Raw genomic sequence first — 26,721 nt, 5'->3', positions numbered from 1 at the left:
CCTTTGAGCTAAATAATCGCGACGATACCTCCATACTTTACAACTCATAATTCATATCTCACAACTCATATCTCATAACTATATTTACAGTATGAGTTATGAATGCCGAAATCTTAGAGGAACATTTTGCGTCAAGCGGAACAAGGAATGCGATCCCGGGGCACCGGGTTGCGTCTTGCGAGGACGTTTCGTTTTCCCCTTTAGCGAATCCGCACAGGGCAGAGGCAGCGCCCAACCCGCCAACAAGGAACAGCGCCTATTTCTAGAAAAGGAATACGAGAAAAAATAAAAGAAGCCCTCGTCTGCGAAACGAGGACTTTTAATTTAAACAAACTAACTTTTTGTTTTTGCTAACCCGATTAGGGATTAGATCATTCTCAAGATTTCCTGGGTGGTCTGTTCAGCAAAAGTATTGTCCTGAACAAAGCGACGAACTTCCTGAGGATTGATGCGGGCATATTCAGACAATGCGCGACCGATTCCATTACGGATATAATAGTCGTCGTCCTTAGCGCAGGTCAGGCAGAACTTACGGAGCAAAGGCCAATCAGTGCGGTCTTTGTACTGAATCTGGAAAATGATTGCACTACGGCGAACCCACACATTGGGATCACGGATCCAGGAAGCGATCTTGGTACGGAGAGCCGGCAGACGGAGAGCCAGGTCACCCAGCACGCATGCGGCCAAGGTGTCCACGGTATCACGCCAGGCACGAGTCTTGATCAGCTTCTTCAGGAACGACAAATGCTGGCCACCCAGAAGTCCGCGATGACGGAACAGGTAGTCGCAAGCGGCGTACTGAATTTCACGATAAGGCTGCGTCCACATGTCTTCGACTCTAGCAACAAGTTCATCGCCATCCTTCGGCGGATTCTTGTCAAAAAGGGGATAAGTCACTTCACGGCGGGGAACCAGACGAATTCCGAGGAAGTCGAACTGTTCGCGAGCCTTCTTAGACATTTCATGCGCTTCTTCTTCATTAGAGATAGCGCGGAGAGCAAGTAAGATATCTTGTGTAAAACGAAGCATTGTAGGCCAAAAATAGTCCCAAAAAAAATAAATTTCTAGACCTTGACAAACACTTTTTTCAATTTTTTTTAAATTTTAACAGAATTTTTACATCAAAAAAGTTTAAAAATACTCTTGACAAATCAAAAAGTTTCCAAAGACCTATTTTTGAACCCGCAAACGTACATAAAACACCTACAAAAATACAGATAAAGTTCGCAGGGGCAAAAAAAAACATTTCAACACCAGATTTGGTTGGACAGCCCAAAAAAGAACATCATATTGTAAAATTAAAACATTAAGAAGTATATGAGTGAAATAGCAGACGTCAAGGAAGAAATGCTCCCCATCATCGAAGTTCCGCCGGAACTCAGGGGACTCTCCGACGAAGAAATAATCAAGCGTTCCGAAAAGGAACTGCGCGAAGTTTCCGGAAAACGCAAAAAAGGGGAACGTCGCCCCGGCAAGCGAGAACGAATCGCCGCCAAGGAGAGAAAATCCCACGAAGAGGCAGCAGCCCTTTTTAGAAGTTCGGTCGAAACGCTCCCTCCGCAAAAAAGCGAAATTTTCCGCAACGCATTTACCGAAAAAAGCCCCAGCTGTACAAAGATCGAACCGGAACAACGACACCCCGGCACAACGAACTTTCTTATGACGGCCAAGAAAACTTTCCCCTCCGGGAACGAAAAATCCGCCACGACCAAAACCTTCTTGGGCCAGACTCCCAGTTCCGGCCGCGTGCTGAAGGCATCCTTCGGAGCAAAGGTCGGAGAAAAGCCCAAGGCCGTCATCGTCTCCGCAGCTGAACTGGCACTCCAGAAAGCCGAAGAACGGGCAAAGAAAATCCGCGAGGCCCTTTTCGCCAAGCGCACAACCGCTTCTGCAATTCAGACAGACGGACCCGCCGCCCAACCGGAGGGTCAACCGGTCAAACGCCCCAGAGGGCGACCCCGCAAAAATCCCCTGCCTGAGGCCTAGACAATCAAAGACCGCCACTCATACGAGCCGCGGTCTTTTTTATGCATTCCTTTTTAAAGTCTGCGGTTCCACACCTGACGTCCATCCCTATATTTTTATATCAATAGTTTTTATATAAAAAAAAGACCTCTCTTCCGAGAGATCTTTCTTTACTTTTAGAGGCAACGATCAGACTCGAACTGATGAATAAGAGTTTTGCAGACTCGCCCCTTACCAACTTGGGTACGTCGCCAAAGTGAACCGCAATATAGATAAAAAAACAAAACCTTTCAAGGGGTATTCTCTAATTTTTTTGATTTTTTTATTTTTTGCGCCATGAACAAAGCCACCCTGAAAGTCCGCGCCGCGTCATGGCTAGCCGCCCTGTGGATCCGCAGCCTCCGCATCCGTCTGCGAACCCCAGCAGATTTCGGCCCTGGCGTTCTGGGACTCTGGCACCAGGATTTGCTCGCCAGCACCGCCGCTTTCAAGGATCGGGGCGTTCACGTTTTGGTCTCCCAATCCGACGACGGGGCTTTCTTCGCCGAAACCGCACGACGTCTCGGCTACAAAGTCACCCGAGGCTCCGACACCCGAGGCGCCACCAACGTGCGGCACCTATTGGATTCCATGAAACAGGGCGGCTTCACCGGCATGGCATTGGACGGCCCCAAAGGCCCCGCCCACAAGGTCAAGTCCGGCTCCATCTGGCTCTCTAAGGTTAGCGGTACCCCTCTTTGGCATATTCAACCCCATTACGGGGCTCATTTTATGTTAAAAACATGGGATAATTTCATCCTCCCGCTGCCGTTGTCATCAATTGACATCGAAATTAAGTATCTTTGTACCGAAAATAATCCGACCAAGTAATTTTTAAAGGGAAATAGGTAAAAAAGTGATTTTAATGCCGCCTAAATTTGTCGCGTTTGACTTGGAAACAACTGGCCTTAACAACCAGAAAGATGAAATTATCGAAATCGGTGCCGTAAAGTTCACGGTCACGGTAGAAAAGGGACGCGTCGTCCCCAAGCTGGAAAAGGAATTCGAGACTTTCGTCAAGCCCAACATGCTGATCCCCGCCGAAGCTTCCAACGTGAACCACATTTACGACAAGGACGTCCAGGACGCCCCGGCCGTTGGCGAAGCCATCAAGAAGTTCACCGCCTTCTGCGGACAGTCTTCCATCCTTATCGCCCATAACGCAAACTTCGACGCCAGCTTCCTCCGCGTGGCTTACCAGAAGAACCCCCAGATTATTCCGGGCAACCCCATCGTCGATAGCTTGGCCATCTCCAAGGCAATCCTCCCCGAAAGCCCCTCCCACAAGTTGGGCATTCTGGCCGCCGGTTTCCAGCGCCGCGACGAAATCAACATGAAGATCGAGTCCGACAAGATGCACCGCGCCGTTTACGACTGTCTGATGCTCATGGAAGTCTTCGTGGCCCTGCTCCGCCGCCGTTTCAAGGAAAAGGACTGGGAAATGGCCACCATCCTGAAGAACATCGAAAAGTACAAGGGCGTACCCCAGTTCCTGAACAAGTAGGGAACTAGCAAAGCAGTCCGCCTTACGGGCAACTAGGCTGACTTTAAAAAAGAAGCTGGATAGTCGAACTATCCAGCTTCTTTTTCACAATATCCACAAGCAGGCTCGAAAACAACAACCCTGCGGAGCCCTTGATCTATAAGGGATGAACGCCGGCACCAGGTCCGACATTCAATTCTATCAACAGATTGTCAACAATCGTCTAAATACAGAAAAGACCACCTAACAGATTATTCATCCATTAGGCGGACTTAAAAGTCTAAACTCTACAAGAAATAGAATTAGATGCCGAGTTCGCGAGCAACAGCCAGGATACCGCGCTTATTGATAGTGCGGAGACCAGCGTTGGAAACGCGGAGAGAAACCCAGCGGTCTTCTTCAGCAATGTAGAAACGCTTGGTCTGAAGGTTCGGCAGCTGCTTCATCAACTTCTTGCGGTTAGAGTGGGAAACCATGTTGCCCACGAGACCGGCTTTGCCGGTAACTTCACAAATGCGGCTCATAAAAAACTCCGTTGTTTATAACAGAAGCCAATTGTAGAAAATAATTGGGATTCCGTCAAGGTTAATTTTATCATCTTCGTTAATCTTGTAGCGCCTTAGGCAAGTTGAATTTGGTAGATTCCACCAATTTCACGAAATTCTCGATTTCGACGCCACTAAATTTTTCCTTAATCCAGTCCACCACTTCCTGAACCAGCACTTCGGGAGCGCTGGCACCGCTGGAAATACCCACGGATTCAACGCCATCGAACCATTCCAGCTCCAGGTCGTTTACAGAGGCAATCAGATGGCTCTTGATTCCCTGTTCCAAACCCAGTTCCATCAGACGGCTGGAATTGGAGGAATTCTTGGCGCCAACCACCAAAAGCATATCTACTTTCTGGCACAGGTCAAGCACAGCGGCCTGACGATTGCCGGTCGCATAGCAGAGGTCACCAGCGTCCGGGCCGATAATTTCCGGGAAACGGGTCTTGAGGGCCTTGATAATTTCGCGGGTTTCGGCAACAGACAGGGTCGTCTGGGTAATGTAGGCCAATTCCTTATTTTCGGGAACATCCACCGTCGCCACGTCAGCCTCGTTACGGACCAGCGTAATGGCACCTTCCGGCAGCTGCCCCAAAGTACCGATCACTTCGGCATGACCCGCATGACCGATCATGATAATATGACGGCCTGCAGAGAAATGACGCTTGGCACTCAGGTGGACCTTGAGAACCAGAGGGCACGTGGCATCCAGCACCTGAAGTCCACGCTTTTCGGCATCGGCGTAAATTTCTTCGGCAACACCATGGGCAGAAAAGATCACCACGGAACCTGCCGGCACTTCATCCAGCTCATCTACAAAAACAACACCCTTGGACTTGAGGGTATCCACCACGAACTTGTTGTGCACGATTTCGTGACGCACATAGATAGGCGTACCAAATTTTTCAATAGCCTTTTCCACCACATGGATGGCGCGGTCAACGCCGGCGCAGAAGCCTCTGGGAGTTGCGAGAATCACTTTTTTCATGATGCAGGTTCCTTATACGGTCGCCAAAAGGAACTTCAGCAACCGTTCATAAGAATTTAGAATTTTTTCCCGTTCCTCTTGAAGACAGGCCTGAGCAACTGCGGGGTCAAGAGTCACATTCCACCAATCCGAGCCCACATCCCCCGCACAAGAAATCCGGGCCACCACGCCACGGGACACTAAATCAGAAACAGCCTCTTCCGCGCCTTTTGAAAACGGACCTACAAAAGTTTTGACACCCTCTCTCAGCGGTTCCCAAAAATCATGAATACCAGGATTCGCCACGAACGAGCCGCCCACCACGGCCACCCCACATGACCGGAGGATTTCAGGAACTAGGCCGAATCGGTTCACGATGGTGACGGAACCTTTCTGGACCGCAGGCCAATCAAGCGCTATCTTTTTTTGGGAAAGGAGGAATTCGCGGAAAAGTCCCGCTTCTTCGAGACGTCGGGGAGCGAGAACAACAGACTTACCTGCAGACGCCGCAGCAGAAACCAGCGCACCGAAAGCGGCAAGTTCTTCCTTATGAAAAGAAACCAAGGCGACGTCAATTAAGGGATTGTCTTTTGGAGCCGCAAATTCACCAGCAGACGATTTCGGGGCGGTTACGTCGCGGGTCCAGTCCAGCAATTTCCAGTTTCCACCGTCAGATTGCAGAGTCACAAAGCCAAGGTCATCGAGGCTCACACCGGGCGCCAGCTTACGGACCCGCCCAGAAACAAGAGCCACCGCCGGCTTTTTGCAATGGCGGTTCATCGCCTCCACATAGCCAGGCCACAGTTCGTTTTCGCCAAGCACAAGAGCCGCTGGATTCACTTCCTTCAAGAATCGCTCCAGGGTATCGGGCAAATCTGCAGGCGACATGGCGACACGACAAACACCTGCAGCCTTATTCCGCAAAGTTTCTAGTGCCTCCGCCTTTTGAGTCGTCAGCAAAATTTCAGGGCATTCACCGTCACAGGAAGGCCAGTCCGCCTTCAGGGCTCGAGCCACAGAAAGCAACATCTTGCACTCTCCGAGACTCGCTCCGTGAAGCCAAAGACGTTTTGAAATTTTCGGACGTTCGTACTGCGAGCCGCTCGTTGGCGAAGCCAGATTCTTCGGACTTTCGCACCAGGGGCCGTCCAACCGCTCCCGCAATTTGTACTTGCGGTCTAACGCAGGAACACAGGTGCCCCCGCGGGCAACCAGGCGCAGACAAACTCGGGCAAACCACAAAGCAATTCGGGCCGTCAAGGAAAACTTCATCCGACTATCCCAGGAACTTGCGTCCAACAACGACCGCAATCATCACCAGCAGCCAGAGCCACGTAGACGTGTCCGCCTTAAAGGCCGCCGCAAAAGAACGACGGGCAGGGGACTTCGCGGAACGTTCAGCCGAACCCGTTGCGGAACCTTCGCGAGCAGTCGCAGGCCGTCCGCCAACTGAAGGGCCCATACCCGAACCACTTAACCGCGGGAAAAAGGCAGGCGTCTCTGCGGCCCAGGTTCGCCATTCTTCGCCGAACCGATTTTCCAGGTAGCGGTCTTCCATCCGCGATAACAAATATTCAAAAGCAAAAAGCGCCACCACAAAAGCCAAGGCCACCAGGGCGAAGCCAAAATGCAACACCACGAAAGCGTAACCGACCCCGGCGTTAGACAAGTACAGCGGGTGGCGAATGCGGGAGTACACGCCTTCCGTTACAAGTCGGTCCGCATCGTGAGAAAATCCGCGGGTATGTTCCCCGATGATGCGGCGGGCCTGCACACGCAAGAGCACGAAGGCAATCAAGCAAAGGGTTGGCAGCGGCAACATATCAAACCAATCGTCCGATATGGGCATTCCCGGCAAGGCCAGCATGGTTCCCGCCATGGCCCCAAGAATCCAGCCGCGACAGGCATAAAGAATTTTCATCGTTCCCCCGCGCCATCAAAGTTCACGATACTGAAGCGGCCTTCCATTTCGGGAGAAAGTACGTCGTGACTTACGATCACTACCCACTTGTCAAGAGCGGCAGCCGCCTGCAGGAACGCAGCCAACAACGGCTCCCGATCCGCCAAGGCGATGGACGCAAAAGGTTCATCCAGAAGGACCGTATCGCAGTCCGAAGCGAGAGCCCACAGCAAGGCCACGCGGGAACGCTCGCCGCCTGAAAGCCCCTGCTTTTCTACCAGCGGGAGGATCCTGAAATTTTCCGCGAAAGCGAAAAGTTCGCGGCAGCCCGCAACGCTAAACCCACAACCCGCAGCGGTTGCAGACGAACCTTCCGCAGCGGCGACCCCAACAGAGCCCGCGGCCCCCTGCTTCAAACTTTCCAAAATTCCGCGGAGCAAGCGTCGGGGAGGCAACTCCAAATCCTGAGCCACAAAAAATACGGCATTTGCGGCAACCGGCAACGACGAACAAATCCCGTCTGCGGCACCTTCAGCATCCCAGCTTTCCAGGCCCGCAAGCAACCGCAAGAGTGTCGACTTCCCTATCCCATTTTTTCCACGGACAAGAACCGGCTTCGAACGGGACCATTCCAGATTCAAGCCCGCAAAAACCGGACGTTCCGAACCAGCGTACTTAAACGAACCATTCTTCACGAACAGCCCGTCAGGGCTATAACCATTTGCGGAACCCGCCCCACGTCCACCAAAATCAGAACTCCTGATTTCGGCCTTTTCAAATTCTTCCAGGATTTTCAAGGCGCTTACCGCAGACCGGAATTGGGGCAGCACCCGGGCGCATTCCTTTACAGGCTTGTAACTGAGCAAGACCGCCGAGCAGAACAGCACCAAACCGGAGCCATTCATCCACCCGCAGCGAATCAGCAACGCGCAAAAACCCAGGACCAGGACCATGGCCACCACCGACACCGATTCCGCCACCAGCGAAAGTCCATTTTTCCGCAGGCCCGCAGCCAGTCCGTCATTTCGCAAATGGCGGTTCTGCTGCAAAAGTTCGTCAGACAAAAGCGTACGCTCCCGGCGGGAACTCCACTGCAAAAAGAGGCGGCGGGCAAGAGTCAGGTCGCCCCGGAACCGCGAACGGTCGCGAAGCAGATTTTCCTCCACAGGCCCAAGCTTATGAAGTTTCCGCTGAAGGGCGCCCACCACCGGAACCACCACCGCGAAAAGGAACAAGGTCAGCGGCCAGGAAATGTACAGCAACACCGGCAAGAACACCGCCAGCTGCAACACCGCCTGAGCCCCCTGAAAAAGAACCGCCCCATTATTCTGAAGAACCAGCGTCGACTCATAAGCGGATTCCACCAAGAGGTTTCCGGCAGGGGTATGGAAATTCCGCGGATGGAGCAAGCGCAAACGGTGAAGGAACCAGCCCATGATACGAGCGCCCGCCGCAAAAACCCAGCTCTCGGAAACTCGGATTTTCAAGGTCAGGAATATCAGGCGTAAAAAAGTCAGGCCCAACATCAGGCCCACCCATCCATAAAGGGGCATGGGACCCTCCCCCGAGAGGATATCCATAAAGGCACGGATCCCCCAGAGGACGGCAGCGTCGGCACCGCTGGCAAGCAAGGCCACCGGCAAAAACTTCAAAATACCCCTAAAAAGAGACTTTTTTAACCAATTTTTCAAAAACACAGAGAAAAATTAACTTTTTTTGCCTTACACCCTTTACAAGATTAAAAATCTAACCTATATTTGGCCTACCTAAACGCCTCCATCGTCTAGTGGCCCAGGACTCGGGATTTTCATTCCCGCAACAGCGGTTCGAAACCGCTTGGAGGTATAAGAGAAGCTCAACCGAAAGGTTGGGCTTTTCTTATTTTACAACCGCCCTTAGTTTTATAACCGCAAAAAAGGGCCCGCCTTACGGCGAGCCCAGAGTACACGAAGATCTTTCCCGCGAAAAATTCGCGCGACACCTCCCATAATTAGAAGAACACCTTCACAATCAAAGAACCCACAATAGTGGAAACGATAACGCTGGTCATGCCCGGCAGCATAAAGCTGTGGTTCAACAGGTACTTACCGATTACCGTAGTGCCGGAACGGTCGAAGTTCACTGTGGCAATGTCGGAAGGATAGTTGGGAATGAAGAAGTAGCCGTAAACGCTGGGGAGCACGCCCAGAAGCACCGCACCTTCGATACCCAGACTGTACGCCAGCGGAAGCATGGCCACCACCACGGCGCCCTGAGAGTTAATCAGCACAGACACCGCAAAGAAGGCCAGGGCAATCGCCCAGGGATAATGCTGAACAATATCCTTCAGGCCGCCCTGCATCACGTCCATGTAGTTGGCGAAGTAAGTATCAGCCAGCCAGGCGATACCGTAGATAGCCACCACAGCCACCATGCCAGACTGCCAAACGGCTCCAGCCACAGCCTTCTTGGGTTCAGCCTTACAGAAGATAATCATGAAGGCGGCTGCAGAAATCATCACAATCTGAATGATCAAGTTCATGCCCATGGGCTTCACCTGAGCCACACCATCCACAACCTTGCCGGTGGGGAAAGCGGGACGAATGTCATGGCCCGCAATCTGGAACACAGAGAACATCACAATCACAGCCAAAGCAGCCAGGAAGATAAACACGGAACGTTTTGCTTCCTTGGAAACAGCCTTGTCCAGCACAGAAGCAGTGTTGCCGTACATGTATTCACGCTGCTGAGGGTCTTTCAGCTTAGCCTGGAAAGCGGGATCCTTGTCCAGATCGAGACCGCGCTTGTAGCTAACGGCAGCGGCTGCCATCAAACCGCAAAGGCAAGCAGGAATGGTTACCGCAATCACCTGCAAGTTGTTGATTTCAAAACCGTTGGCGTTGGAAATCACCACGAAAGAAGCCACGGCGGCCGCAATGGGAGAACAGGTAATGCCCACCTGGGATGCCACAGATGCCACGGCGCAGGGACGTTCCGGACGGATACCCTTCTTCAGGGAAATATCGCAGATAATGGGCATGAGGGTGTAAACCACATGGCCGGTACCCACGAGAACCGTGAGGAAGAAAGTGCAAAGCGGAGCCAGGAAGATAATCTGGTTAGGGTGTTTACGCAGAAGTCTTTCCGCTAACTGGATTAACCAATCCATACCGCCCGCAGCCTGCATAATACCGGCGCAGGTCACAGCCGCGATAATGATGTAGATAACATCGGTAGGCGGCTTACCCGGCTGCATACCAAAGCCCAGCACCAAGATGGCAAGGCCAATACCAGAAATTGCACCCAAGGCAAGGCTACCATAACGTGAACCCACGTAAAGAGCAGCCAGCACAATCAAGAGCTGAATAATCATTACAGCCATAATTCCTCCGCTTTTTCAAAAGCAACCAGAAAAAAAAGTTATCAGTACGATAACATTTTTCTATTGAAATTACTCTAAAGTTTTGAAAAAAGAACGGGGAGCGCCAAATAAATTATCAAAAAAAAATCAAGCCCTTTTGTACATATTCAGCGTTTTCTTTAGCAAGGGAATATCGATGGGTTTGGCCAAGTGACCGTTCATGCCGGCGTCCCTGGACTTTTTCACATCTTCTGCAAATGCATTGGCAGACAAGGCCACAATGGGAATTTCAGCACCTTCCTTCTTAGCAGAAAGACGGATTTTCCTGGCAGCCCCAAAACCATCCAGCACAGGCATCATCAAGTCCATCAGAATCAAGTCCAGTTCGTTCTGGCCAGCGCTTTCAAAGACCCGCACCGCTTCTTCGCCATCTCTAGCGCTAGTCACCACCACGCCCATGTCTTCCAGGATTCGGCGGGCAATTTCCAGATTCAAGTCGTTGTCTTCCACCAGCAAGACCTTCATACCATCCAGGGATTCGCTTTCCGCACCTTCAGTGAGGCAAACACGAGAACTCTGATCAATCTTGAAGGGAATCGTCACAGCAACGTGAGTTCCAACGCCCTCTGTACTACGGACCGTAACCCGGCCATTCATCTTTTCCACAAGGGCCTTTACAATCGCCATGCCCATACCGGAGCCCCGATAAGTGCTTCGGGCATCATTACGTTCCTGGGTAAAAGGTTCAAACATCCGTTCAAGGAATTCCTTACTCATACCGATACCCGAATCCACCACGTGGAAACAGTAGGTCAAGACATCCGACGTCTCATTCACGATTTCGGAATAACAGTCTACGGAACCGCCCTTCTTGTTAAACTTAATGGCATTGGTCAAAATGTTCAGGAATACCTGACGGACATGGAGCGGGCTCCCCAGCAAATGGGGACATTTTACACTCAACGCACCATCATATCTAACGACAACATCATTTTCATCAGCACGGAGATTGGCAATAGAACGAACTTCACCAAGAACCTGCTGAAGATCAAAAGGCTCTTCTAACAGTTGAGTTTCGGCGTCATCGAACTCGCACATATCCAGCACATCGTTCAACAACGACAGCAAATGATTGGCGGCGTTCTTCGCCTTCCTGCGGCCTTCCGCCCGCTCTTCCGGACTTTGTTCCTTACGGTCAGCAACTTCAAGCAGACCGATAATTCCATTCAAAGGCGTGCGGATATCATGAGACATCCTGGCCAGGAACTTGGACTTGGCCTCACTTCCCCGCTCCGCTTTTCGGAGGGCGTCCTTCAGCTGAACCTTGTAAGCTTCTTCCCTAGCCACTTCTTCGTTAATGGAACGAACAACCCACAGAACATGGGAGCACCGACCATTCTTGTCTCGACTGATGACAACAAATAGACCTTCACACCAACCCGCATTCAAACCCTTAAAATGGATACCAATGGAATCGCGGTTAGCTAGGCGGCCAGCCAAGGTATGAATGTTCGTAAAATCGAGAAATTCCTGGACCTGTTCCGGCGCCACCGTCGTCTGGCAAATGGCCCTGAACTTTTCCATGGACTCACCCATCTGACCGATGACGTTGGAAATATAATCTCGGGTAGAATCGCCCAGTTCGCGGAAATGCCCCGTAGAAAGGTCAATATCATAGGCACAGAAGTAAACCTTGGCCAAGGTACTGATAATGGAATTACGGAAAATTTCGGTATCCAACAATTTGTCCACGTTCTGGAAACCCGCAATAATCTCGGAGGATCCCTCGATTTTTACGTACTTGTACTGGAAGTAATGAATATCTCCATTTTCAACCACGCGGTAAGTGCCCACATAGTTTTCATGATCCTTGAGATAGGCAAGGACCTTCTCCTTTTCCATGGCCTTGTACATCATTTCGCGATCTTCCGAGAAGACGCGGTCTTCAATGTAGTGAGCCCACATGGCATCATACGGGAACTTGTTTTCAGCCCCAAGGTCGCTACGGACCATGAAGCCGTCCTGCTTGACAATGGAGATCTCATCTTTGTCAGGATTCCAAAGGTACACATAACGGAAATCCTGGCTTAAGGCAGTAACGAAGTTCAGCTGACGTTCCTGAGCCAGTTTCTCTTGAGAAAGATCGACTCCATAGATAACCGCTTCCAGATGACCGTTGATGGGGTTCATCATATAGCGGACGCAAGCACGGTACGGAATAATTTCATCGTCCCTAAAACATTCCATCTCCCGTTCGAAGGACATCTTGCCCTCTTCATAATGCCGGATCAAGGAAGCACAAGCAAAATCCTTGAGGTAAGCTATACGGGAAACCTGCTTGGGGATATTACAGGAAAGTATTTCCACAATGGAATCTACTGTCGTGGGTTCCTGACGCGAAGCCATCCAGGACTTAAGCCCCTCGATGTAACCGTCCTCGCCATCTACCCCCAGGACCGCATTGCCGGTAAGGTCCAAATGAAAAACCACATCGGTATTGGGAATGGAATCCTTCAGCAATTTAAGCTGATCTACATACTGTTTTTCGGTACGGCGAATGGAGGTTACGTCAGCAACATACTCAACAAAAACCTTCCGGCCATCCAGCTCCTTGTATTCAACCTTGGTATTATAAACTCGGTCACCAAGATTCACATCGGCATTTAGGGAATCGCGTTTTTCTGACTTGCGGAGGGGGCAAAAAGGGCACTGACTATCCAGGCCCATCATATACTTGAAACAAGGCACCCCCTTATAGGGAGTTTCACCCTGTTTTGCATAATCTCGGGCCATCTTATTCGCATAAACCACAGAAAACGATTCTGCATCGCAAACCAGGACCAGACGATCAGAGCCGTCCAAAACAGTTTCAAGCAATTCAACACCGCTAGACATCAATCACATCCGCCTTAATCAGCCTCACAAAAGGCCCAAAATACTACGAAAATCTTACGAAGCGCAAATATAATACAATGTGAGGCAAAACGGTAAATTTGTACGAAAAAAAAATTTTATGCAGCACCCTTGACTAATTCAGATACTTTCCTATATTTGGTCGCACCTAAACGCCTCCATCGTCTAGTGGCCCAGGACTCGGGATTTTCATTCCCGCAACAGCGGTTCGAAACCGCTTGGAGGTATACAAAAACACCGCTCACTTGAGTGGTGTTTTTTGTATACCCCCCCCCCGTTCCACGGGAACTACGGTTGGAAATTCATTTTTTTCAAAAATAAACCGTACCAGTAATCAAAAATCAAGCTCCACAACAACAATCATACGGTCTAATTCAGGAAAGACATCTTCTTCAACCGTAATTTCCCAACAAAAAAAGAAAGAACCCCACCGGATTCTTTCTTTTTTCTGCGACGCTCGGCTCTTAATAGTTCTCAGCGTTGACTTCGAAGTAGGACTGGGGGTGAGCGCAAGTGGGGCAGACTTCGGGAGCCTTGGTACCCACGACAATATGACCGCAGTTGCGGCATTCCCAAACCTTGACTTCGCTCTTTTCGAACACGGCGGAAGTTTCCACATTCTTGAGAAGTGCGCGGTAGCGTTCTTCATGATGCTTTTCAATAGCTGCTACCAGGCGGAACTTCTTTGCAAGGGCGGCGAAACCTTCAGCTTCAGCAGTCTTTGCGAATTCTTCGTACATGTCGGTCCATTCGTAGTTTTCACCGTCGGCAGCAGCCTTCAGGTTTTCTGCGGTGTCACCGATGCCGCCCAATTCCTTGAACCACATCTTGGCATGTTCCTTTTCGTTTTCTGCAGTCTTCAGGAACAGCGCTGCGATCTGTTCGAAACCATCCTTCTTTGCGCGGGATGCAAAGTAAGTGTACTTGTTACGAGCCTGGGATTCGCCTGCAAATGCAGCTTCGAGGTTCTTTTCGGTCTGGGTACCAGCGTACTTATTAGCCATCGTGTCTCCTTGAATTGAGGTTAAAACGTTACTGAAACAATATACAATGTTTTTTTTAGAAAGAACAGTTCGCCTACGGCTCTCGCGAAGTCAAGCGAACCCTCTTAATCGAGGGCTCGACTCCCGATCGTCTATAGAATAAAAGACGCCCCACCTGGGGGCGTCTTTTATTCAAAGGAGAGAGAGGGATTCGAACCCTCGGTCCTGTTACAGACTCCGGTTTTCGAGGCCGGCTCAATCGACCACTCTGACATCTCTCCGACGTAAGGCGCAATGTAGTATAATTTCTCTGCTTTGTCTATTAAGGCTCCTTTACAGGTGGCCGTTTTTAGCGGCGGTCCATTCAACCCTTAGTGCAGGTCCAATTAGCTACATCATCAGCCGTTGGCCAGAGCTTCCTCCACTTCCTTTCGCAAGGGGATCGAGGGTACGGCACCGGGGCGGCTTACTGCAATGGCGGAAGCGCGGGCGCTCATGCGGAGAGCCTGAGCAATGGGCATGCCTTCTGCGAGACCTGCCAGGAAATAGCCGGTGAAGGTGTCGCCGGCGGCAGTGGTATCCACGGCCTTCACGGGGAAGATAGGCTGGAACACCTTTTCTTCGCCGTCGCTATATACCGCGCCGTCCTTGCCCAGGGTCAGCACAATGCGGGCCTTGGGGAAACGCTTGCGCATTTCAGCCAGAATTTCATCCGGGTCCGTCTTGCCGGTCACCTGATTGCCTTCCACCTCGTTCAGCAAGAAGATGCTGATCTTGGTCATATCCACCGCATCCAGCTTTTCGTTGAATGGGGACGGATTCAAGGCGATTTGCATTCCCTTTTCGTAAGCCTTGTCCACGATGTAGGGCAAAAGGTTCACTTCGTTCTGCAGCAACAGAATGTCGCCGGCAGCAAAGTGGCCGAGAACGCCATCCACATATTCCTGAGTCAGACGCTGGTTTGCACCACCATACAGCAAGATACTGTTCTGGGCGTTCTTGTCAATCTGGATGATGGTATGGCCAGTTTGATCATCGACTTTAGCAATGAATTCCCCGTGAACACCATACTCTTTACAAGCGTCCAGGAAGGGCTGACCATCTTCACCAATCATACCGCCCTGATAAACTTCAACGCCAGCCTTAGCAAGAGCAACAGACTGATTCATACCCTTGCCGCCCAGGTAATGCTTGACGGCTCCGGTAGCTTCAGTTTCGCCCGGCAGGATAATGTGGTCCACGCTATAGACGTGGTCAAGGTTCATGGATCCGATATTTAGAACTTTCATGATACCTTCCTACTTACCTGCATTTTCAGCAGTGACCAAAGTGACCTTCACCGGGATGTTCTTTTCTACAACCTTGCCGTTGGCGATGTCCATGGCAGTACGGACAGCAGTTTCGCCAATCAGTGCGGGCTGCTGAGCGATGGTTGCAGCCATACGGCCAGCCTTGATGGCTTCAACAGCGTCGTCGGTTGCATCAAAGCCAACGACCATCACCTTCTTGCCTGCACCGCTGCTAGCTTCTACGGCACCCAGAGCCATTTCGTCGTTAGCGGCAAAGACTGCAGCAATCTTGCCATTAGCCTGGAGCATATTTTCCATGACGCTCATGCCTTCGGTACGGTTGAAGTTTGCGGTCTGAGAGGCAGCCACTTTAAGTTTCTTATCGGCAATGTTGTGGAAACCCTTACCGCGATCGATAGCGGCAGAGGAACCCAGAGTACCCTGAAGTTCAGCGGTAATAACGCCTTCACCCAGCTTGTCTACGATGTACTGGGTAGCCAATTCTGCACCGGCAACGTTATCGGATGCAATCTGGCAATCCACTTCCACACCGTTGATGGCGCGGTCCACGCTAATGACCTTTACGCCCTTGGACTTGGCCACCTTTACGGCACCGGTCAGAGCATCGGAATCCACAGCGTTCACGATAAGGATGCTAACGTTCTTGCTAATCAAATCTTCAATGTCGCTAACCTGCTTGGAAACATTGTCACCAGCGTCAACCACAGTGAGGGCAAGCTTCAATTCGGCAGCTGTCTTCTTGGCACCTTCAACCAGAGTAACGAAGAAGGGATTGTTCAGAGTAGAAACGGACAGACCGATGGTACCGCTGAAGCTGGGCTTATCGGCATTCAACTTGTCTGCATTTTCAGCAGTGACCAAGGTGACCTTCACCGGAATGTTCTTTTCGATGGACTTGCCATTGTTCAGATCCACTGCAGCGCGAACAGCAGTTTCACCAATCAGGCCAGGCTGCTGAGCGATGGTTGCAGCCATGCGGCCAGCCTTGATAGCTTCTACAGCATCGTCGGTTGCATCAAAGCCAACCACCATCACCTTCTTGCCTGCACCGCTGCTAGCTTCAACAGCACCCAGAGCCATTTCGTCATTGGCAGCAAAGACTGCGGCAATGTTGCCGTTGGCCTGGAGCATATTTTCCATAACGCTCATGCCTTCGGTACGGTTAAAGTTTGCAGTCTGGGATGCGACCACATTCAACTTTGCATCGGCAATGTTGTGGAAACCCTTACCGCGATCAATAGCAGCGGAAGAACCCATGGTGCCCTGCAGTTCTGCAGTCACAACACCTTCGCCAAGCTTGTCTACGATATATTGGGTTGCAAGTTCTGCACCGGCAACGTTATCAGAAGCAATCTGGCAATCCACTTCCACGCCGTTGATGGCGCGGTCCACGCTAATGACCTTCACGCCCTTGGACTTGGCAGCCTTTACAGCACCAGTCAAGGCGTCAGAGTCTACAGCGTTCACAATCAGGATGCTGACATTCTTACTGACCAAGTCTTCGATGTCGCTCACCTGCTTGGATACATTATCACCAGCATCCACCACAGTAATGTTGGCATTCAGTTCCACGGCAGCCTTCTTGGCGCCTTCCACAAGAGTCACGAAGAAAGGATTGTTCAGAGTAGAAACAGACAAGCCGATTGCGCCCTTGGAATCAACCTTCTGGGCAGTAGTCTTTTCTTCACCGTCAATGACAATAGAACATGCAGCCATCATCACAGACACAAAAGAAGCGAAAAGTAAAGCAAAAATTCTTTTCATGATTCAAATCTCCTTATCTCTTACGATCAGCAAGCACAGCAACCAAGATTACTACAGCCTTGATCACGTTCTGATAGTAGGAAGTGACACCCAAGATGTTCAAACCGTTGTTCAAAACAGCAATGATCAGAACACCTGCAATTGTACCGGTAATTCTTCCGCGGCCGCCATTCATACTGGTACCACCAAGGGCAACAGCAGCGATGGCATCCAGTTCATAACCGCTACCCATAATAGGCTGTGCGGAGTCCACACGGCTAATCATGATCAGACCGGCCAATGCGCTGAGGAAACCGGAAATACCATAGACACTCATCTTCACGCGATCGATGTTCACGCCAGAAAGTGCGGCGCACTTGGCGTTAGAACCGGTAGCGTAAAGGCGGCGACCGAAAGTGGTATGCTTCAGCAAGAAATAGAAGATTCCAAAGGAGGCCAACAGGATCAAGATAGGAATAGGAATTTTAATAGCCGGCAAGAAATCGCAGACCACATTACCCTTACCCAGAGCCTTGAACAAAAGGCTATCACCAGAACTTTCTGCCAGGCGGGAAATGGGCTTACCATCGGTAAGGATCATGGCGAGGCCACGATAAGCCGTCATGGTAATAAGGGTTGCAATGAACGGTTGCAAACGACCCTTGGTCACCAAAAGACCACTAATCAAGCCGAGAGCCACACCCACCAGCAATGCTACGGGAACCGCAACAATGACAGGTACGCCATGGCCAATCATTTCGGCACAGACAATGGCGCTCAAGGCAAAGGTAGAACCCACAGAAAGGTCGATACCGCCACTGAGAATGACACAGGTCATACCGAAGGCAATCAAGCCGTTAAAGGAAGCCTGACGCAACAAGTTCAGGAAGTTACCCGGCTGGCGGAATTCGGGGCTAATGGAGCTAATGACCACCACCAGAATAGCAAGCGCTATAAAGACGCCATATTCCGATAAAAAAGCACCTAGATTCTTATTTTCCTTTTTCATTAGATTTTACCTCCTGTAGCAAGAGTCATAATTTTTTCCTGATCCGCATCGGCACCATTAATAATGCCAGTCACATGTCCTTCGTGAACCACCATAATGCGGTCACTCATGCCCAGAACTTCGGGCAATTCAGAGGACACCATGATAACGGCGACGCCCTTGGCGGCCATATCATTGATTACGTTGTAAATTTCCTTCTTGGCGCCGATATCCACGCCGCGAGTGGGTTCATCCAGAATGAGAATCTTGGGGTCCGTATAAATCCACTTGGCAAGAACCACCTTCTGCTGGTTACCACCGCTCAAGTTACCGCACTCATGCTGAGGGCCGAAACAGCGGATGCGGAATTCCTCGATACCGCGCTTCACAAGGCTGGACTGCTTGGCAGCATCCAGAACACCCTTCTTGGAAACGATTCCCAAGTTGGTCAGTTCGATGTTTTCAGCAATGCTCTTTTCCAGCAGCAGGCCTTCGGTCTTACGGTCTTCAGTAATAAAGCCGATACCCGCTTCAATAGCCTGACGCGGGTTGCGAATAAATACTTCCTTACCGTTGATAAAGACCTTGCCGGACACTGTAGGCATATTGCCGAAAACGGCGTGCATAATCTCGGTACGGCCAGCACCCATAAGGCCCGACACGCCAAGCACTTCGCCGGCACGGACATTAAAGCTTACGTCGCGGAACAGCTTTTCATGAGTAAGGCCTTCCACGCGGAGCACTTCACCGCCGATGGCATTTTCTCGCTTGGGGAAACGTTCACCGATTTCACGGCCAATCATCATCTTCACCACGTCATCCATGGTGATATCCTTGATGTACTTGGTATCGATATAGGTACCATCGCGGAGGATGGTGATACGGTCGCACAATTCAAAGATTTCTTCCATGCGGTGAGAAACGTAGACGATAGAGACGCCCTTCTTGCGCAGGGAATTGATGACCTCAAACAGGACTTCAGTTTCGCTCTGGGTCAATGCGGCGGTAGGTTCATCCATAATCAGGACCTTGGCATCCACCATAAGGGCCTTACAGATTTCCACCATCTGCTGCTGACCCACAGACAAGTCGCTCATGACCGCATCCACGGGAATATGGACACCCATGCGGTCCATGATTTCCTGGGCCTTAGCGCGCATGGCCTTCTTGTCGCAGATACCAAAGCGCTTGGTAATTTCGCGACCCATGAACAGGTTTTCTTCAACCGTCAGGTCAAACAGAACGTTCAATTCCTGGTAAATAAAAACGATACCCGCCTCTTCGGCTTCCTTGGGACTGTGGTAGGTCACTTCCTTGCCATCCACAATCACGGTACCGGAATCGCGGGTATACACGCCCGTCAGGATCTTCATCAAGGTCGACTTTCCGGCCCCGTTTTCACCCATCAAGGCGTGGATTTCACCGTCTTTCAGGAAGAAGCCGGCATCCTTCAATACCTGGTTGCTTCCAAAAGACTTGTTAATGCCTTTCATTTCAACATGCATAGAGTATTACGATCCTCCTATCAGGCGAAAATGCACCCGGATTGCAAAATTATGTTGGCATAAGGAGTAGTTTCCCCAGTTCTAATTACAGCCTTGCAAGTCTGGGTGCGTGCCTTCAGTTTCGTATGAGGTACATATTCCACTTCAACACCCTTTAACAGTTGCAGCACCTGACCCTCAACCTGGGGATTCTTGGTCTTGATTTCTTCGGCCAAGACGATTTTTTCCACCTTCATATCCTTCACCACTTCGGTCAAGGTCTGCATAAAGGTGGGTACGCCAAAAGCCAGAGCCAGGTCGATACGCTCTGTTTCGTCGGGAATGGGCAGGCCACAGTCGCCAATGCAAATGCAGTCCGTATGGCCCAAATACCCTAAAACTCGGGAAATTTCACTATTTAAAATTCCATTTCGCTTCATTAATTGGTCCCTTCTTTCCTTTTACGTTTTGTTTCTAACTTATTTTAATATTACACAAAGGGGCAGAAAGCAAGACCCGAATATATTCCATATTGGAATATGTGCTTTTTATAACCTTTGATTTTCCAATACACATTTCTACCTTTGTGCCCACATTTGAGTTAGGTGACCTAACGAACTTCAGGTTTTTTGAGTGCGAGTGCACTTCGGGGCTTATTTTAAACGCTTTACAGCGACGAGATGACGCGGCATGGGCCGCAGATGAAGTTTACGGGTCCCCGAAGGTGATTTATGAAGAATCCTGAAAAGCAGGGTGCGGAAGATCGCATCCCCGAAGAAACTATTGACTCCAAATCCAAGATTGCCCGCGAAGCCGATGCCTTTTTGGCATCCATTGCTGGTGGGGCCGACGAAGACGAAGCTGACGAAGCCGCTTTTTTGGCATTGAATCCCGATGGAATCGTCATCGATGATGATTGCAACATCGTAAAGGCTGGCGCAGAAGCCAAGGCAAATGTTGGTGAATCTATTGAATTCGTCGACGAAGAACAGCAAACTACGGAACAAGAGCAAGAAGAAAACATCGAAACCGTCGAAGAATCCGCAGACGAAAACGATTCCGCAGACGAAAACGATTCCACAGAGGACGAAGACGAAGAACTGAGCGACGAAACCGAAGGTGACGAAGCACTGGTCACTTTCGAGGACCTGGACTTGGCTCCCGCCGTTCTGGACGCCATCAAGGCCATGAACTATGTGACCCCCTCCCCCATTCAGGTGAAGGCTATTCCCGCACTGCTTCAGGGCGGAAACCTCCTGGGTACGGCACAGACAGGTACCGGTAAGACAGCCGCCTTCTCCCTGCCCCTGCTTTCCCGCCTGGAATTCAACGGTCACGAAACCTCTATGCTGGTGCTGACTCCTACCCGCGAATTGGCCATCCAGGTCGCCGAAGCCATCCAGCAGTATTCCGTAAACCTGCCCAAGGTCCATGTGGTTCCCGTTTACGGTGGTCAGGATATCGCCGTGCAGATCCGCGCCCTCAAGCGCCAGGCCAACATCATCGTTGCCACTCCGGGTCGTCTTATTGACCATATCAAGCGCGGCACCATCACCCTGGGCGGCGTGAAGGCTATCGTCCTGGACGAAGCTGACGAAATGCTGGACATGGGTTTCGAAGAAGATGTCGAAACCATCCTGAAGGAAATTCCCGCAAGCGCACAGCGCGCCCTCTTTAGCGCCACCATGCCCAAGAAGGTGAAGGCCATTATCGACAAGTACCTGGGCGAATACGATGAGGCTTGCATCGAAAGCAAGACCACCACCGTTGAAAACATCCGCCAGCGTTACCTGATGGTAAAGAACGAGCACAAGGTCGAAGCCTTGGCCCGCGTCCTGGAAGGCGAAGAATTTGACGGCGTGCTGATCTTTGTGCGCACCAAGCAGAACACCACCGAAGTGGCCGAAAAGCTGGAAAGCCGCGGCTTTACCGTCGCCCCGCTGAATGGCGACTTGGCCCAGTCCATGCGCGAACGCACCATCAACCGTTTAAAGATGGGCAAGCTGGATATCGTGGTGGCTACCGACGTGGCCGCCCGCGGTATCGACGTGGACCGCATTTCCCTGGTGGTGAACTACGACATTCCTTTTGACACGGAATCCTACGTACACCGCATTGGACGTACAGGTCGTGCAGGCCGTAGCGGCGACGCCATCCTCTTCATCACTCCCCGCGAAAAGCGCATGCTGAAGATTATCGAACGGGCCACCCGCCAGCCCATCGACGTGATGGAAATGCCCACCGGCGAAATCATCAGCCAGAAGCGCGTGGCCGCCTTCAAGGAAAAGGTGAACAGCGTCTTGAGCTACGGCGAACTGGACAAGTTCAAGACTTTGGTCCAGGAAATGGTTGCAGCCGGCTGCAATAAGACCAACGGCGTTGAAAACGAAGATGGATCCGTTACCGAAATCACCGCCGAAGACGTAGCCGCCGCCATCATCAAGATGTACCAGAAGAAGCAGCCCCTGTTCCCGGAATTGCAGCCCCTGGACGCTCCCCGCGAAGCACGCCGTGAAAAGGCCCGCCGCGAACGTGACGACTTTGGCGTAGGCATGAACGGCGAAGAAAAGCAGCGTCTGCGCAAGGAACGTAAGGAAGGCAATAACGGCGTTGAAGAAGGTTACCTGCGTTACTACATGGGCGTGGGCCGCATCGACCACGTTACCCCCCGCGACATCGTAGGCGCCATCGCCGGCGAAGCAAACATCAGCAGCTCCATCATCGGCCGCATCAAGCTCTTCGACAAGTTCAGCACCGTTGAACTGCCCGAAGACACTAGCCAGGAAGTTCTTGACATTCTGGCAGGCATCACCATCCGCGGAAACGACGCCCGCTTCCGTCTGATGACAGACGAACCTCCTACCGGCCCCGCTCCGGGAACTCGCCCCCGCGAAGGACGCAGCTTCCACCGTGAAGGCCGCGGCGGTTTTGGCCGAGGCAATCGTGAAGAACGCCGTGGCGGATTCCACAAGGAACGTGAAGGTCGCGGTTTCGGTGTCGATCACGGCGAACGCGGAGACCGCAAGTTTGCAGGCAACCGCGAAGAACGCCGTCGTGAAAAGTTCGGCGAAAAGCCTTTCCGTAAGGACCATGACGAACGCGACTTCGGCGACAAGCCCTTCCGCAAGACCCGCCGCTTCGGCAGGCATTAATACGGCAAGTTCGCAATCAACCAACGCGATTTTAAACGGCTCGCCAAATGCGAGCCGTTTTCGTTTGCATAAACCATTCTGTAAAAATTTTAGCGGAACATTTTTCTTATACTTTCGCCATGACTTCCACCATCGTTACATTGCTCGCCATAATCCTGCTGCTGGCATTCGCCTTTTTCAAGACAAAGGCCGCCAAGCCTAAGGCAGGGCAGTTCCATAACGATGGTCGCCGCAAGACTTTCAAGGACTTCCAGAAGGAACAGTTGGAAAATGATCCCGACGGAGTCTACGGCGAAGCGGCCACTTTCAAGACACTGACCAGCATTTGCAACGACGATGGACGCAAATTCGTGCTGATGAAAAACCTGTACATTCCAAGCCACGGCGGTACCACCGAAATCGACGCCCTGCTCTTGCACCAGTCCGGCATCTACGTGCTAGAAACCAAGAACATCTCCGGTGAAATTACCGGCACTCTGGAAGAGGAACGTTGGCACCAGCGCCTGAACGCCCGCACCACCCACACCTTCCACAACCCCATCCAGCAAAACGCCGGACACATCCGCGCCCTCCGACATTTTCTGAAAGAGAACTTTTCCAAAAGCGATCTGAACGTTGACGAGCTTCCCGTCTTTTCAGCCATCGTCTTCAGCGACCGCTGCGTTCTCAAGGGAATCCCAACCGCCCCAAAGGTTAGCGGTTCTTCACTAGACGTAAACTGGATCATCCTCCATATTTTTCAATTGCAAAAAAAGCTGTCTAACATCATAAAGAACCAAAAGACAATTCTCGAAACAGAACAGCTTGAAAGCCTATACTGGAAACTGAAACCCTGCGCCATGGCAAACGAAAAGACCAAGGCAGAACACAGGGCCTACATCCAGTCAAAACACCGCTAATTTATATGAAGCAGATTATCAAAGAGACAAAGCTTTCTAACGGCGTTGTGGTCATGACCGACTACATGCCCCATGCCTATTCCGTAACCGTTGGCGCCTGGTTCCCCCGGGGCAGCCGACACGAAGCCAAGGGCGAATTTGGTTTGAGTCATTTTTATGAACATCTGGTTTTTAAGGGTACCGAAAATCGTACCGCCCTTGAAATCGCCCGTGCCATCGAAGACCGCGGCGGAAATCTGGAAGCCTACACCACTCGCCAGGAAACCGGCTTTTACGCCAACGTAGAAAGTGGCGACTTGGCTCTCGCCATCGACGTCATCGCCGACATGCTCATGAATCCACGCTTCGAAAAGAAGGAAATGGAAAAGGAACGGAAAGTCATCATCGAGGAAGTCCACAGCTACGATGACATTCCCGAAGAACTTGTAGGCGACGTTTTTAACGCCATCCATTTTAAGGGTTGCGGTATCGCCCACTCCATTACCGGCACCGTCAAGGAAGTCAAGGAACTGACCCACAAGCAGATGCTGGCTTATCGCGACCAAGTCATTAATGAATTGCCCATTTACGTCTGCGCCGCAGGCAAGGTGAACCACGACGCATTAGTGGAACTCTGCCTGCAGAAATTCGCCCGCAAGAAATCCGGCGGGATCGCACCCGCCAACATCTACAAATCCAACCAGAGCGTAAAGGTGGTGCAGAAGCAGGACATCACCCAGTCCAATCTTTTCTGGGGCATGAGTTTCGACAAGAGCCGCATGGACGAAAAGGGTCGCTGCGCCCTTTCCATTTTTAATGTGGCCATGGGCGCAGGCATGGCCAGCAGACTTTTCCAGAAGATCCGCGAAGACAAGGGCCTTGCCTATTCCGTCTATTCCACCGCCGACATCTACCGCGACTGCGTGGACTGGGGAGTGGCCCTGGCAACAGAACCAAAGCAGTTGAAATTGGCCCTGGAATTGAGCGTCAAGGAAACGAAAAAATTCCTGAAGCAAGGCTTCATGAAAGACGAACTGGAACGGACAAAAGCCAACATTTTGGGCGGCATGCACTTGGGTGCAGACAATCCCGAAAAGCGAGCCATCCGCATGGCGGAACAGATTCTGCACCTGGGCGAATTCCACACCATGGAACACTCCGAAAAGATCGTCCGGGATTTGACCGCCGAAGATGTGACGGGCCTCACAAACGACCTGTTCGCAAACGCCAAATACTCCGCCGCCGTGGTCGAACCCAAGAGCAAGAAGAAGACGGAAATCACAACAGATTTTTTCTAGGCCCTCAAAACGCCCCACAAGAATCTATATTAAAAATGTATGGATTCAACCCTGTCGTGCATATATGTGGTTAACATCTTCGGTGCAGTACTTCTGGCCGTTGTTGCCGCAGGTAACGTCTGGAAGCTTCCCCGCAAGAATCTGGAGAACACGTCTCTCCTGGTCATGCTGATCCTCGGATTCCTGAATTGCCTTATCGACCCCATTGTTTTCACATCGGAAGGTCGCCCCGGAGCCCTCGCAAAATTCATCAACATCTATGGCAACGGTTGGCTCTACGGATCCAACATGTATTGCTCTACCCTGTGGTTCGTCTTCCTTTCGCAACACATTTGTGGAGGCGTATCAAGGATTCACGCCAAGATTCTGAAAACCGTCGTGGGGCTTGGAACGTTGGGCGTACTCATCAACTTTTTCTGCCCGTTCATTTTTTCCATCGATGGCAACAACCACTACCACAGAATGTGGGGCTATTGGATTTACACCATTATCGACTACGGCATCACCATGGACAGCATCGTGGTCTACTTCTGGAGCCGCAGGCGTAACGGTATCCTGAAGTACTTCCCCATCTGGGTGTATTTCTTCCCGCTGATGATTGGCACTTTTGCCCAGACCCTGTTCTACGGCATTTCCACCATTTCGGCAGGCTTGGCCGTTTCTATTGCCGGCATCTTCTCTAGCCTGCAGAACGAACTCATCTTCCGCGACCGACTGACGGGCCTATACAACCGCGTGTACCTGGACCGCCACATGAACGTCTTCTCACGAAAACGTAGAACCGTCATGACCGGTCTGATGCTGGACCTGAACTCCTTCAAGAAGATCAACGACGACTTCGGCCATTCCATTGGCGACCGCGCCCTGATCGCCATGGCCGACATCCTCCAGAGGACCATCCACGACGAAGGGGTCGCCATCCGCTATGCCGGCGACGAATTTATCGTGCTGTTGAACACGGCGGACCAAGAAAAGGCAGACTGCCTCATCCGCGAAATCCATTACCGCATCGAAAAGTTCAACAACAATTCCAAGGCCCCCTTCAAACTCTCCACCTCCATCGGAAAGGGACTGCTCGATCTGAAAAAGGGAACGATGGACGAGTTCATCAACACCATCGACCGAGAGATGTACGAAAACAAGAAGGCCTATTATGCGGTTCACTCAGAAAATGACCGCAGACTGAGATAGTACATTAAGAAAGAACGTCTGCCAGGTACTTCAGACAAAGTACGTTCATTCAAAGTTCGCCCGCCGTGTACGCCAGACAAAGTACGGCCCGGCCGGGGCAGACTACACAAAAAAATACCCCACTCCGGAGAGCGGGGTAAATTTCTCGCTAGATGATGCTAGAGCGAATTTAGACCTGCGTCTAAATTATGCAGCCTTAACAGCGTCCACGACCTTGGCGAAGGATGCAGGATCTGCAACTGCCATATCAGCGAGAACCTTACGGTTCATCTTGATGTTAGCCTTGGAGAGCTTGTAAATGAACTGGCTATAGCTGATGCCGTATTCACGAACTGCAGCGTTCAGACGAGTGATCCACAGAGAGCGGAAGTCACCCTTCTTGTCGCGGCGGTGTGCGTAGGCATACTGACCGGCGTGAGCAACTGCGTCGATAGCAAGGCGAATGTTGGACTTGCGACGACCGTAGAAGCCCTTAGCGGCTTTGAGGATATTTTTGCGGCGTTCGCGGGAAGGAACTCTGGATTTTGCGCGGGGCATTC

The 26,721-nt window shown here is 51.3% G+C and carries 23 protein-coding genes, 4 tRNA genes and 1 pseudogene; 10 read left to right on the top strand and 18 right to left on the bottom strand.

Annotated elements, in window-relative coordinates; translation table 11 throughout:
• Nucleotides 1–91: 91 nt before the first annotated feature.
• The gene (locus tag BUB38_RS15795; protein WP_083538104.1) at nucleotides 92–289 is read left to right on the top strand and encodes a hypothetical protein; all 198 of its coding nucleotides are present in this window, start codon (nucleotides 92–94) and stop codon (nucleotides 287–289) included.
• 77 nt (nucleotides 290–366) lie between these two features.
• Here the strand turns inward: BUB38_RS15795 and BUB38_RS06715 are convergent, their stop codons facing one another.
• Nucleotides 367–1,029 carry a DNA alkylation repair protein gene (locus tag BUB38_RS06715; RefSeq protein ID WP_073158880.1) on the bottom strand — a complete coding sequence of 221 codons (663 nt, stop codon included), beginning with the start codon at nucleotides 1,027–1,029 and terminating at the stop codon, nucleotides 367–369.
• Nucleotides 1,030–1,317: 288 nt separating this feature from the next.
• Between BUB38_RS06715 and BUB38_RS06710 the strand changes: the two genes are divergently transcribed.
• Entirely contained in the window at nucleotides 1,318–1,986 is a 669-nt protein-coding gene (locus BUB38_RS06710) for a hypothetical protein (RefSeq protein WP_073158878.1), read from the top strand.
• A 159-nt stretch (nucleotides 1,987–2,145) separates the two neighbouring features.
• Here the strand turns inward: BUB38_RS06710 and BUB38_RS06705 are convergent.
• Nucleotides 2,146–2,218: transfer RNA gene (locus BUB38_RS06705), tRNA-Cys, on the bottom strand.
• An 83-nt stretch (nucleotides 2,219–2,301) separates the two neighbouring features.
• Here BUB38_RS06705 and BUB38_RS06700 point away from each other — a divergent pair.
• Both BUB38_RS06700 and BUB38_RS06695 read left to right on the top strand, forming a co-directional pair.
• Nucleotides 2,302–2,835, top strand: a complete 534-nt coding sequence (locus tag BUB38_RS06700; RefSeq protein ID WP_073158876.1) for a lysophospholipid acyltransferase family protein — start codon at nucleotides 2,302–2,304, stop codon at nucleotides 2,833–2,835.
• Nucleotides 2,836–2,869: 34 nt separating this feature from the next.
• A complete protein-coding gene (locus BUB38_RS06695) occupies nucleotides 2,870–3,508 on the top strand; it encodes a 3'-5' exonuclease (RefSeq protein ID WP_249269459.1) in 639 nt (212 codons plus the stop codon).
• A gap of 281 nt (nucleotides 3,509–3,789) precedes the next feature.
• On the opposite strand, the gene rpmB is transcribed toward BUB38_RS06695, so the two are convergent.
• From rpmB to BUB38_RS06670, 5 genes are all read right to left on the bottom strand, one after another.
• Complete coding sequence (gene rpmB / locus BUB38_RS06690) at nucleotides 3,790–4,011, bottom strand: 50S ribosomal protein L28 (RefSeq protein ID WP_073158872.1); 222 nt, start codon at nucleotides 4,009–4,011, stop codon at nucleotides 3,790–3,792.
• Between the two features lie 79 nt (nucleotides 4,012–4,090).
• Complete coding sequence (gene ispH / locus BUB38_RS06685) at nucleotides 4,091–5,023, bottom strand: 4-hydroxy-3-methylbut-2-enyl diphosphate reductase (RefSeq protein WP_073158870.1); 933 nt, start codon at nucleotides 5,021–5,023, stop codon at nucleotides 4,091–4,093.
• Between the two features lie 12 nt (nucleotides 5,024–5,035).
• Nucleotides 5,036–6,274: a 3-deoxy-D-manno-octulosonic acid transferase gene (locus BUB38_RS06680; RefSeq protein WP_073158868.1), complete on the bottom strand. Its 1,239-nt coding sequence runs from the start codon at nucleotides 6,272–6,274 to the stop codon at nucleotides 5,036–5,038.
• Nucleotides 6,275–6,278: 4 nt separating this feature from the next.
• Entirely contained in the window at nucleotides 6,279–6,923 is a 645-nt protein-coding gene (locus BUB38_RS06675) for a methyltransferase family protein (protein ID WP_073158866.1), read from the bottom strand.
• Entirely contained in the window at nucleotides 6,920–8,554 is a 1,635-nt protein-coding gene (locus tag BUB38_RS06670; RefSeq protein ID WP_254794890.1) for an ATP-binding cassette domain-containing protein, read from the bottom strand. The genes BUB38_RS06675 and BUB38_RS06670 overlap by 4 nt, the downstream gene beginning before the upstream one ends.
• A 120-nt stretch (nucleotides 8,555–8,674) precedes the next feature.
• Between BUB38_RS06670 and BUB38_RS06665 the strand changes: the two genes are divergently transcribed.
• Nucleotides 8,675–8,747 (top strand) — tRNA-Glu (locus BUB38_RS06665).
• A gap of 145 nt (nucleotides 8,748–8,892) precedes the next feature.
• Here BUB38_RS06665 and BUB38_RS06660 read toward each other — a convergent pair.
• Both BUB38_RS06660 and BUB38_RS06655 read right to left on the bottom strand, forming a co-directional pair.
• Nucleotides 8,893–10,263: an anaerobic C4-dicarboxylate transporter gene (locus BUB38_RS06660; RefSeq protein ID WP_073158862.1), complete on the bottom strand. Its 1,371-nt coding sequence runs from the start codon at nucleotides 10,261–10,263 to the stop codon at nucleotides 8,893–8,895.
• Nucleotides 10,264–10,389: 126 nt separating this feature from the next.
• Nucleotides 10,390–13,137, bottom strand: a complete 2,748-nt coding sequence (locus tag BUB38_RS06655; RefSeq protein WP_073158860.1) for an ATP-binding protein — start codon at nucleotides 13,135–13,137, stop codon at nucleotides 10,390–10,392.
• A gap of 172 nt (nucleotides 13,138–13,309) precedes the next feature.
• On the opposite strand from BUB38_RS06655, the gene BUB38_RS06650 reads away from it, so the two are divergent.
• A tRNA-Glu gene (locus BUB38_RS06650) sits at nucleotides 13,310–13,382 on the top strand.
• A gap of 237 nt (nucleotides 13,383–13,619) precedes the next feature.
• Here BUB38_RS06650 and rbr read toward each other — a convergent pair.
• The 8 genes and pseudogenes from rbr to rbsD form a co-directional block, all read right to left on the bottom strand.
• The gene (rbr, locus tag BUB38_RS06645) at nucleotides 13,620–14,159 is read right to left on the bottom strand and encodes a rubrerythrin (RefSeq protein WP_073158858.1); all 540 of its coding nucleotides are present in this window, start codon (nucleotides 14,157–14,159) and stop codon (nucleotides 13,620–13,622) included.
• A gap of 175 nt (nucleotides 14,160–14,334) precedes the next feature.
• Nucleotides 14,335–14,419 (bottom strand) — tRNA-Ser (locus BUB38_RS06640).
• Nucleotides 14,420–14,536: 117 nt separating this feature from the next.
• On the bottom strand, nucleotides 14,537–15,427 hold the full coding sequence (locus BUB38_RS06635) for a ribokinase (RefSeq protein ID WP_073158856.1): 891 nt from the start codon (nucleotides 15,425–15,427) through the stop codon (nucleotides 14,537–14,539).
• Nucleotides 15,428–15,436: 9 nt separating this feature from the next.
• Entirely contained in the window at nucleotides 15,437–16,309 is an 873-nt protein-coding gene (locus BUB38_RS16975; protein WP_346348710.1) for a substrate-binding domain-containing protein, read from the bottom strand.
• Nucleotides 16,304–17,212 (bottom strand): annotated as a pseudogene (locus BUB38_RS16970) (substrate-binding domain-containing protein); the annotation flags it as partial. The gene BUB38_RS16975 and the pseudogene BUB38_RS16970, both read right to left, overlap by 6 nt.
• A 13-nt stretch (nucleotides 17,213–17,225) precedes the next feature.
• Nucleotides 17,226–18,200 carry an ABC transporter permease gene (locus BUB38_RS06620; RefSeq protein WP_073158854.1) on the bottom strand — a complete coding sequence of 325 codons (975 nt, stop codon included), beginning with the start codon at nucleotides 18,198–18,200 and terminating at the stop codon, nucleotides 17,226–17,228.
• Nucleotides 18,200–19,684 carry a sugar ABC transporter ATP-binding protein gene (locus tag BUB38_RS06615; RefSeq protein WP_073158853.1) on the bottom strand — a complete coding sequence of 495 codons (1,485 nt, stop codon included), beginning with the start codon at nucleotides 19,682–19,684 and terminating at the stop codon, nucleotides 18,200–18,202. Before BUB38_RS06615 ends, BUB38_RS06620 begins: the two co-directional genes overlap by 1 nt.
• 20 nt (nucleotides 19,685–19,704) lie before the next feature.
• On the bottom strand, nucleotides 19,705–20,103 hold the full coding sequence (rbsD, locus tag BUB38_RS06610) for a D-ribose pyranase (RefSeq protein WP_073158851.1): 399 nt from the start codon (nucleotides 20,101–20,103) through the stop codon (nucleotides 19,705–19,707).
• A 291-nt stretch (nucleotides 20,104–20,394) separates the two neighbouring features.
• On the opposite strand from rbsD, the gene BUB38_RS06605 reads away from it, so the two are divergent.
• The 4 genes from BUB38_RS06605 to BUB38_RS06590 all read left to right on the top strand — a co-directional run bounded on the left by BUB38_RS06605 (nucleotide 20,395) and on the right by BUB38_RS06590 (nucleotide 26,182).
• Nucleotides 20,395–22,815: a DEAD/DEAH box helicase gene (locus tag BUB38_RS06605; RefSeq protein WP_083541994.1), complete on the top strand. Its 2,421-nt coding sequence runs from the start codon at nucleotides 20,395–20,397 to the stop codon at nucleotides 22,813–22,815.
• Between the two features lie 47 nt (nucleotides 22,816–22,862).
• Nucleotides 22,863–23,714 carry a nuclease-related domain-containing protein gene (locus BUB38_RS06600; RefSeq protein ID WP_083541991.1) on the top strand — a complete coding sequence of 284 codons (852 nt, stop codon included), beginning with the start codon at nucleotides 22,863–22,865 and terminating at the stop codon, nucleotides 23,712–23,714.
• A 5-nt stretch (nucleotides 23,715–23,719) separates the two neighbouring features.
• The gene (locus BUB38_RS06595; protein ID WP_073158847.1) at nucleotides 23,720–24,991 is read left to right on the top strand and encodes a M16 family metallopeptidase; all 1,272 of its coding nucleotides are present in this window, start codon (nucleotides 23,720–23,722) and stop codon (nucleotides 24,989–24,991) included.
• A gap of 66 nt (nucleotides 24,992–25,057) precedes the next feature.
• Nucleotides 25,058–26,182 (top strand): GGDEF domain-containing protein, encoded by a 1,125-nt coding sequence (locus BUB38_RS06590; RefSeq protein WP_175547650.1) that lies wholly within the window; start codon nucleotides 25,058–25,060, stop codon nucleotides 26,180–26,182.
• 186 nt (nucleotides 26,183–26,368) lie between these two features.
• Here the strand turns inward: BUB38_RS06590 and rplT are convergent, their stop codons facing one another.
• On the bottom strand, nucleotides 26,369–26,719 hold the full coding sequence (rplT, locus tag BUB38_RS06585; RefSeq protein WP_073158843.1) for a 50S ribosomal protein L20: 351 nt from the start codon (nucleotides 26,717–26,719) through the stop codon (nucleotides 26,369–26,371).
• Nucleotides 26,720–26,721: the final 2 nt, after the last annotated feature.

The organism is Fibrobacter sp. UWH5, from assembly GCF_900142505.1.
Classification (GTDB): Bacteria; Fibrobacterota; Fibrobacteria; order Fibrobacterales; family Fibrobacteraceae; genus Fibrobacter.
The sequence above is the reverse complement of the archived record's forward strand: the minus strand, read 5'-3'. Positions and strand labels throughout refer to the sequence as shown.

What these genes read in the sequence shown, in the direction of transcription:
- BUB38_RS15795 (WP_083538104.1), top strand. Translation starts at nt 92, where the DNA reads ATGAGTTATGAATGCCGAAATCTTAGAGGAACATTTTGCGTCAAGCGG.
- BUB38_RS06715 (WP_073158880.1), bottom strand. Translation starts at nt 1,029, where the DNA reads ATGCTTCGTTTTACACAAGATATCTTACTTGCTCTCCGCGCTATCTCT.
- BUB38_RS06710 (WP_073158878.1), top strand. Translation starts at nt 1,318, where the DNA reads ATGAGTGAAATAGCAGACGTCAAGGAAGAAATGCTCCCCATCATCGAA.
- BUB38_RS06700 (WP_073158876.1), top strand. Translation starts at nt 2,302, where the DNA reads ATGAACAAAGCCACCCTGAAAGTCCGCGCCGCGTCATGGCTAGCCGCC.
- BUB38_RS06695 (WP_249269459.1), top strand. Translation starts at nt 2,870, where the DNA reads ATGCCGCCTAAATTTGTCGCGTTTGACTTGGAAACAACTGGCCTTAAC.
- rpmB (WP_073158872.1), bottom strand. Translation starts at nt 4,011, where the DNA reads ATGAGCCGCATTTGTGAAGTTACCGGCAAAGCCGGTCTCGTGGGCAAC.
- ispH (WP_073158870.1), bottom strand. Translation starts at nt 5,023, where the DNA reads ATGAAAAAAGTGATTCTCGCAACTCCCAGAGGCTTCTGCGCCGGCGTT.
- BUB38_RS06680 (WP_073158868.1), bottom strand. Translation starts at nt 6,274, where the DNA reads ATGAAGTTTTCCTTGACGGCCCGAATTGCTTTGTGGTTTGCCCGAGTT.
- BUB38_RS06675 (WP_073158866.1), bottom strand. Translation starts at nt 6,923, where the DNA reads ATGAAAATTCTTTATGCCTGTCGCGGCTGGATTCTTGGGGCCATGGCG.
- BUB38_RS06660 (WP_073158862.1), bottom strand. Translation starts at nt 10,263, where the DNA reads ATGGCTGTAATGATTATTCAGCTCTTGATTGTGCTGGCTGCTCTTTAC.
- BUB38_RS06655 (WP_073158860.1), bottom strand. Translation starts at nt 13,137, where the DNA reads ATGTCTAGCGGTGTTGAATTGCTTGAAACTGTTTTGGACGGCTCTGAT.
- rbr (WP_073158858.1), bottom strand. Translation starts at nt 14,159, where the DNA reads ATGGCTAATAAGTACGCTGGTACCCAGACCGAAAAGAACCTCGAAGCT.
- BUB38_RS06635 (WP_073158856.1), bottom strand. Translation starts at nt 15,427, where the DNA reads ATGAAAGTTCTAAATATCGGATCCATGAACCTTGACCACGTCTATAGC.
- BUB38_RS06620 (WP_073158854.1), bottom strand. Translation starts at nt 18,200, where the DNA reads ATGAAAAAGGAAAATAAGAATCTAGGTGCTTTTTTATCGGAATATGGC.
- BUB38_RS06615 (WP_073158853.1), bottom strand. Translation starts at nt 19,684, where the DNA reads ATGCATGTTGAAATGAAAGGCATTAACAAGTCTTTTGGAAGCAACCAG.
- rbsD (WP_073158851.1), bottom strand. Translation starts at nt 20,103, where the DNA reads ATGAAGCGAAATGGAATTTTAAATAGTGAAATTTCCCGAGTTTTAGGG.
- BUB38_RS06605 (WP_083541994.1), top strand. Translation starts at nt 20,395, where the DNA reads ATGAAGAATCCTGAAAAGCAGGGTGCGGAAGATCGCATCCCCGAAGAA.
- BUB38_RS06600 (WP_083541991.1), top strand. Translation starts at nt 22,863, where the DNA reads ATGCGAGCCGTTTTCGTTTGCATAAACCATTCTGTAAAAATTTTAGCG.
- BUB38_RS06595 (WP_073158847.1), top strand. Translation starts at nt 23,720, where the DNA reads ATGAAGCAGATTATCAAAGAGACAAAGCTTTCTAACGGCGTTGTGGTC.
- rplT (WP_073158843.1), bottom strand. Translation starts at nt 26,719, where the DNA reads ATGCCCCGCGCAAAATCCAGAGTTCCTTCCCGCGAACGCCGCAAAAAT.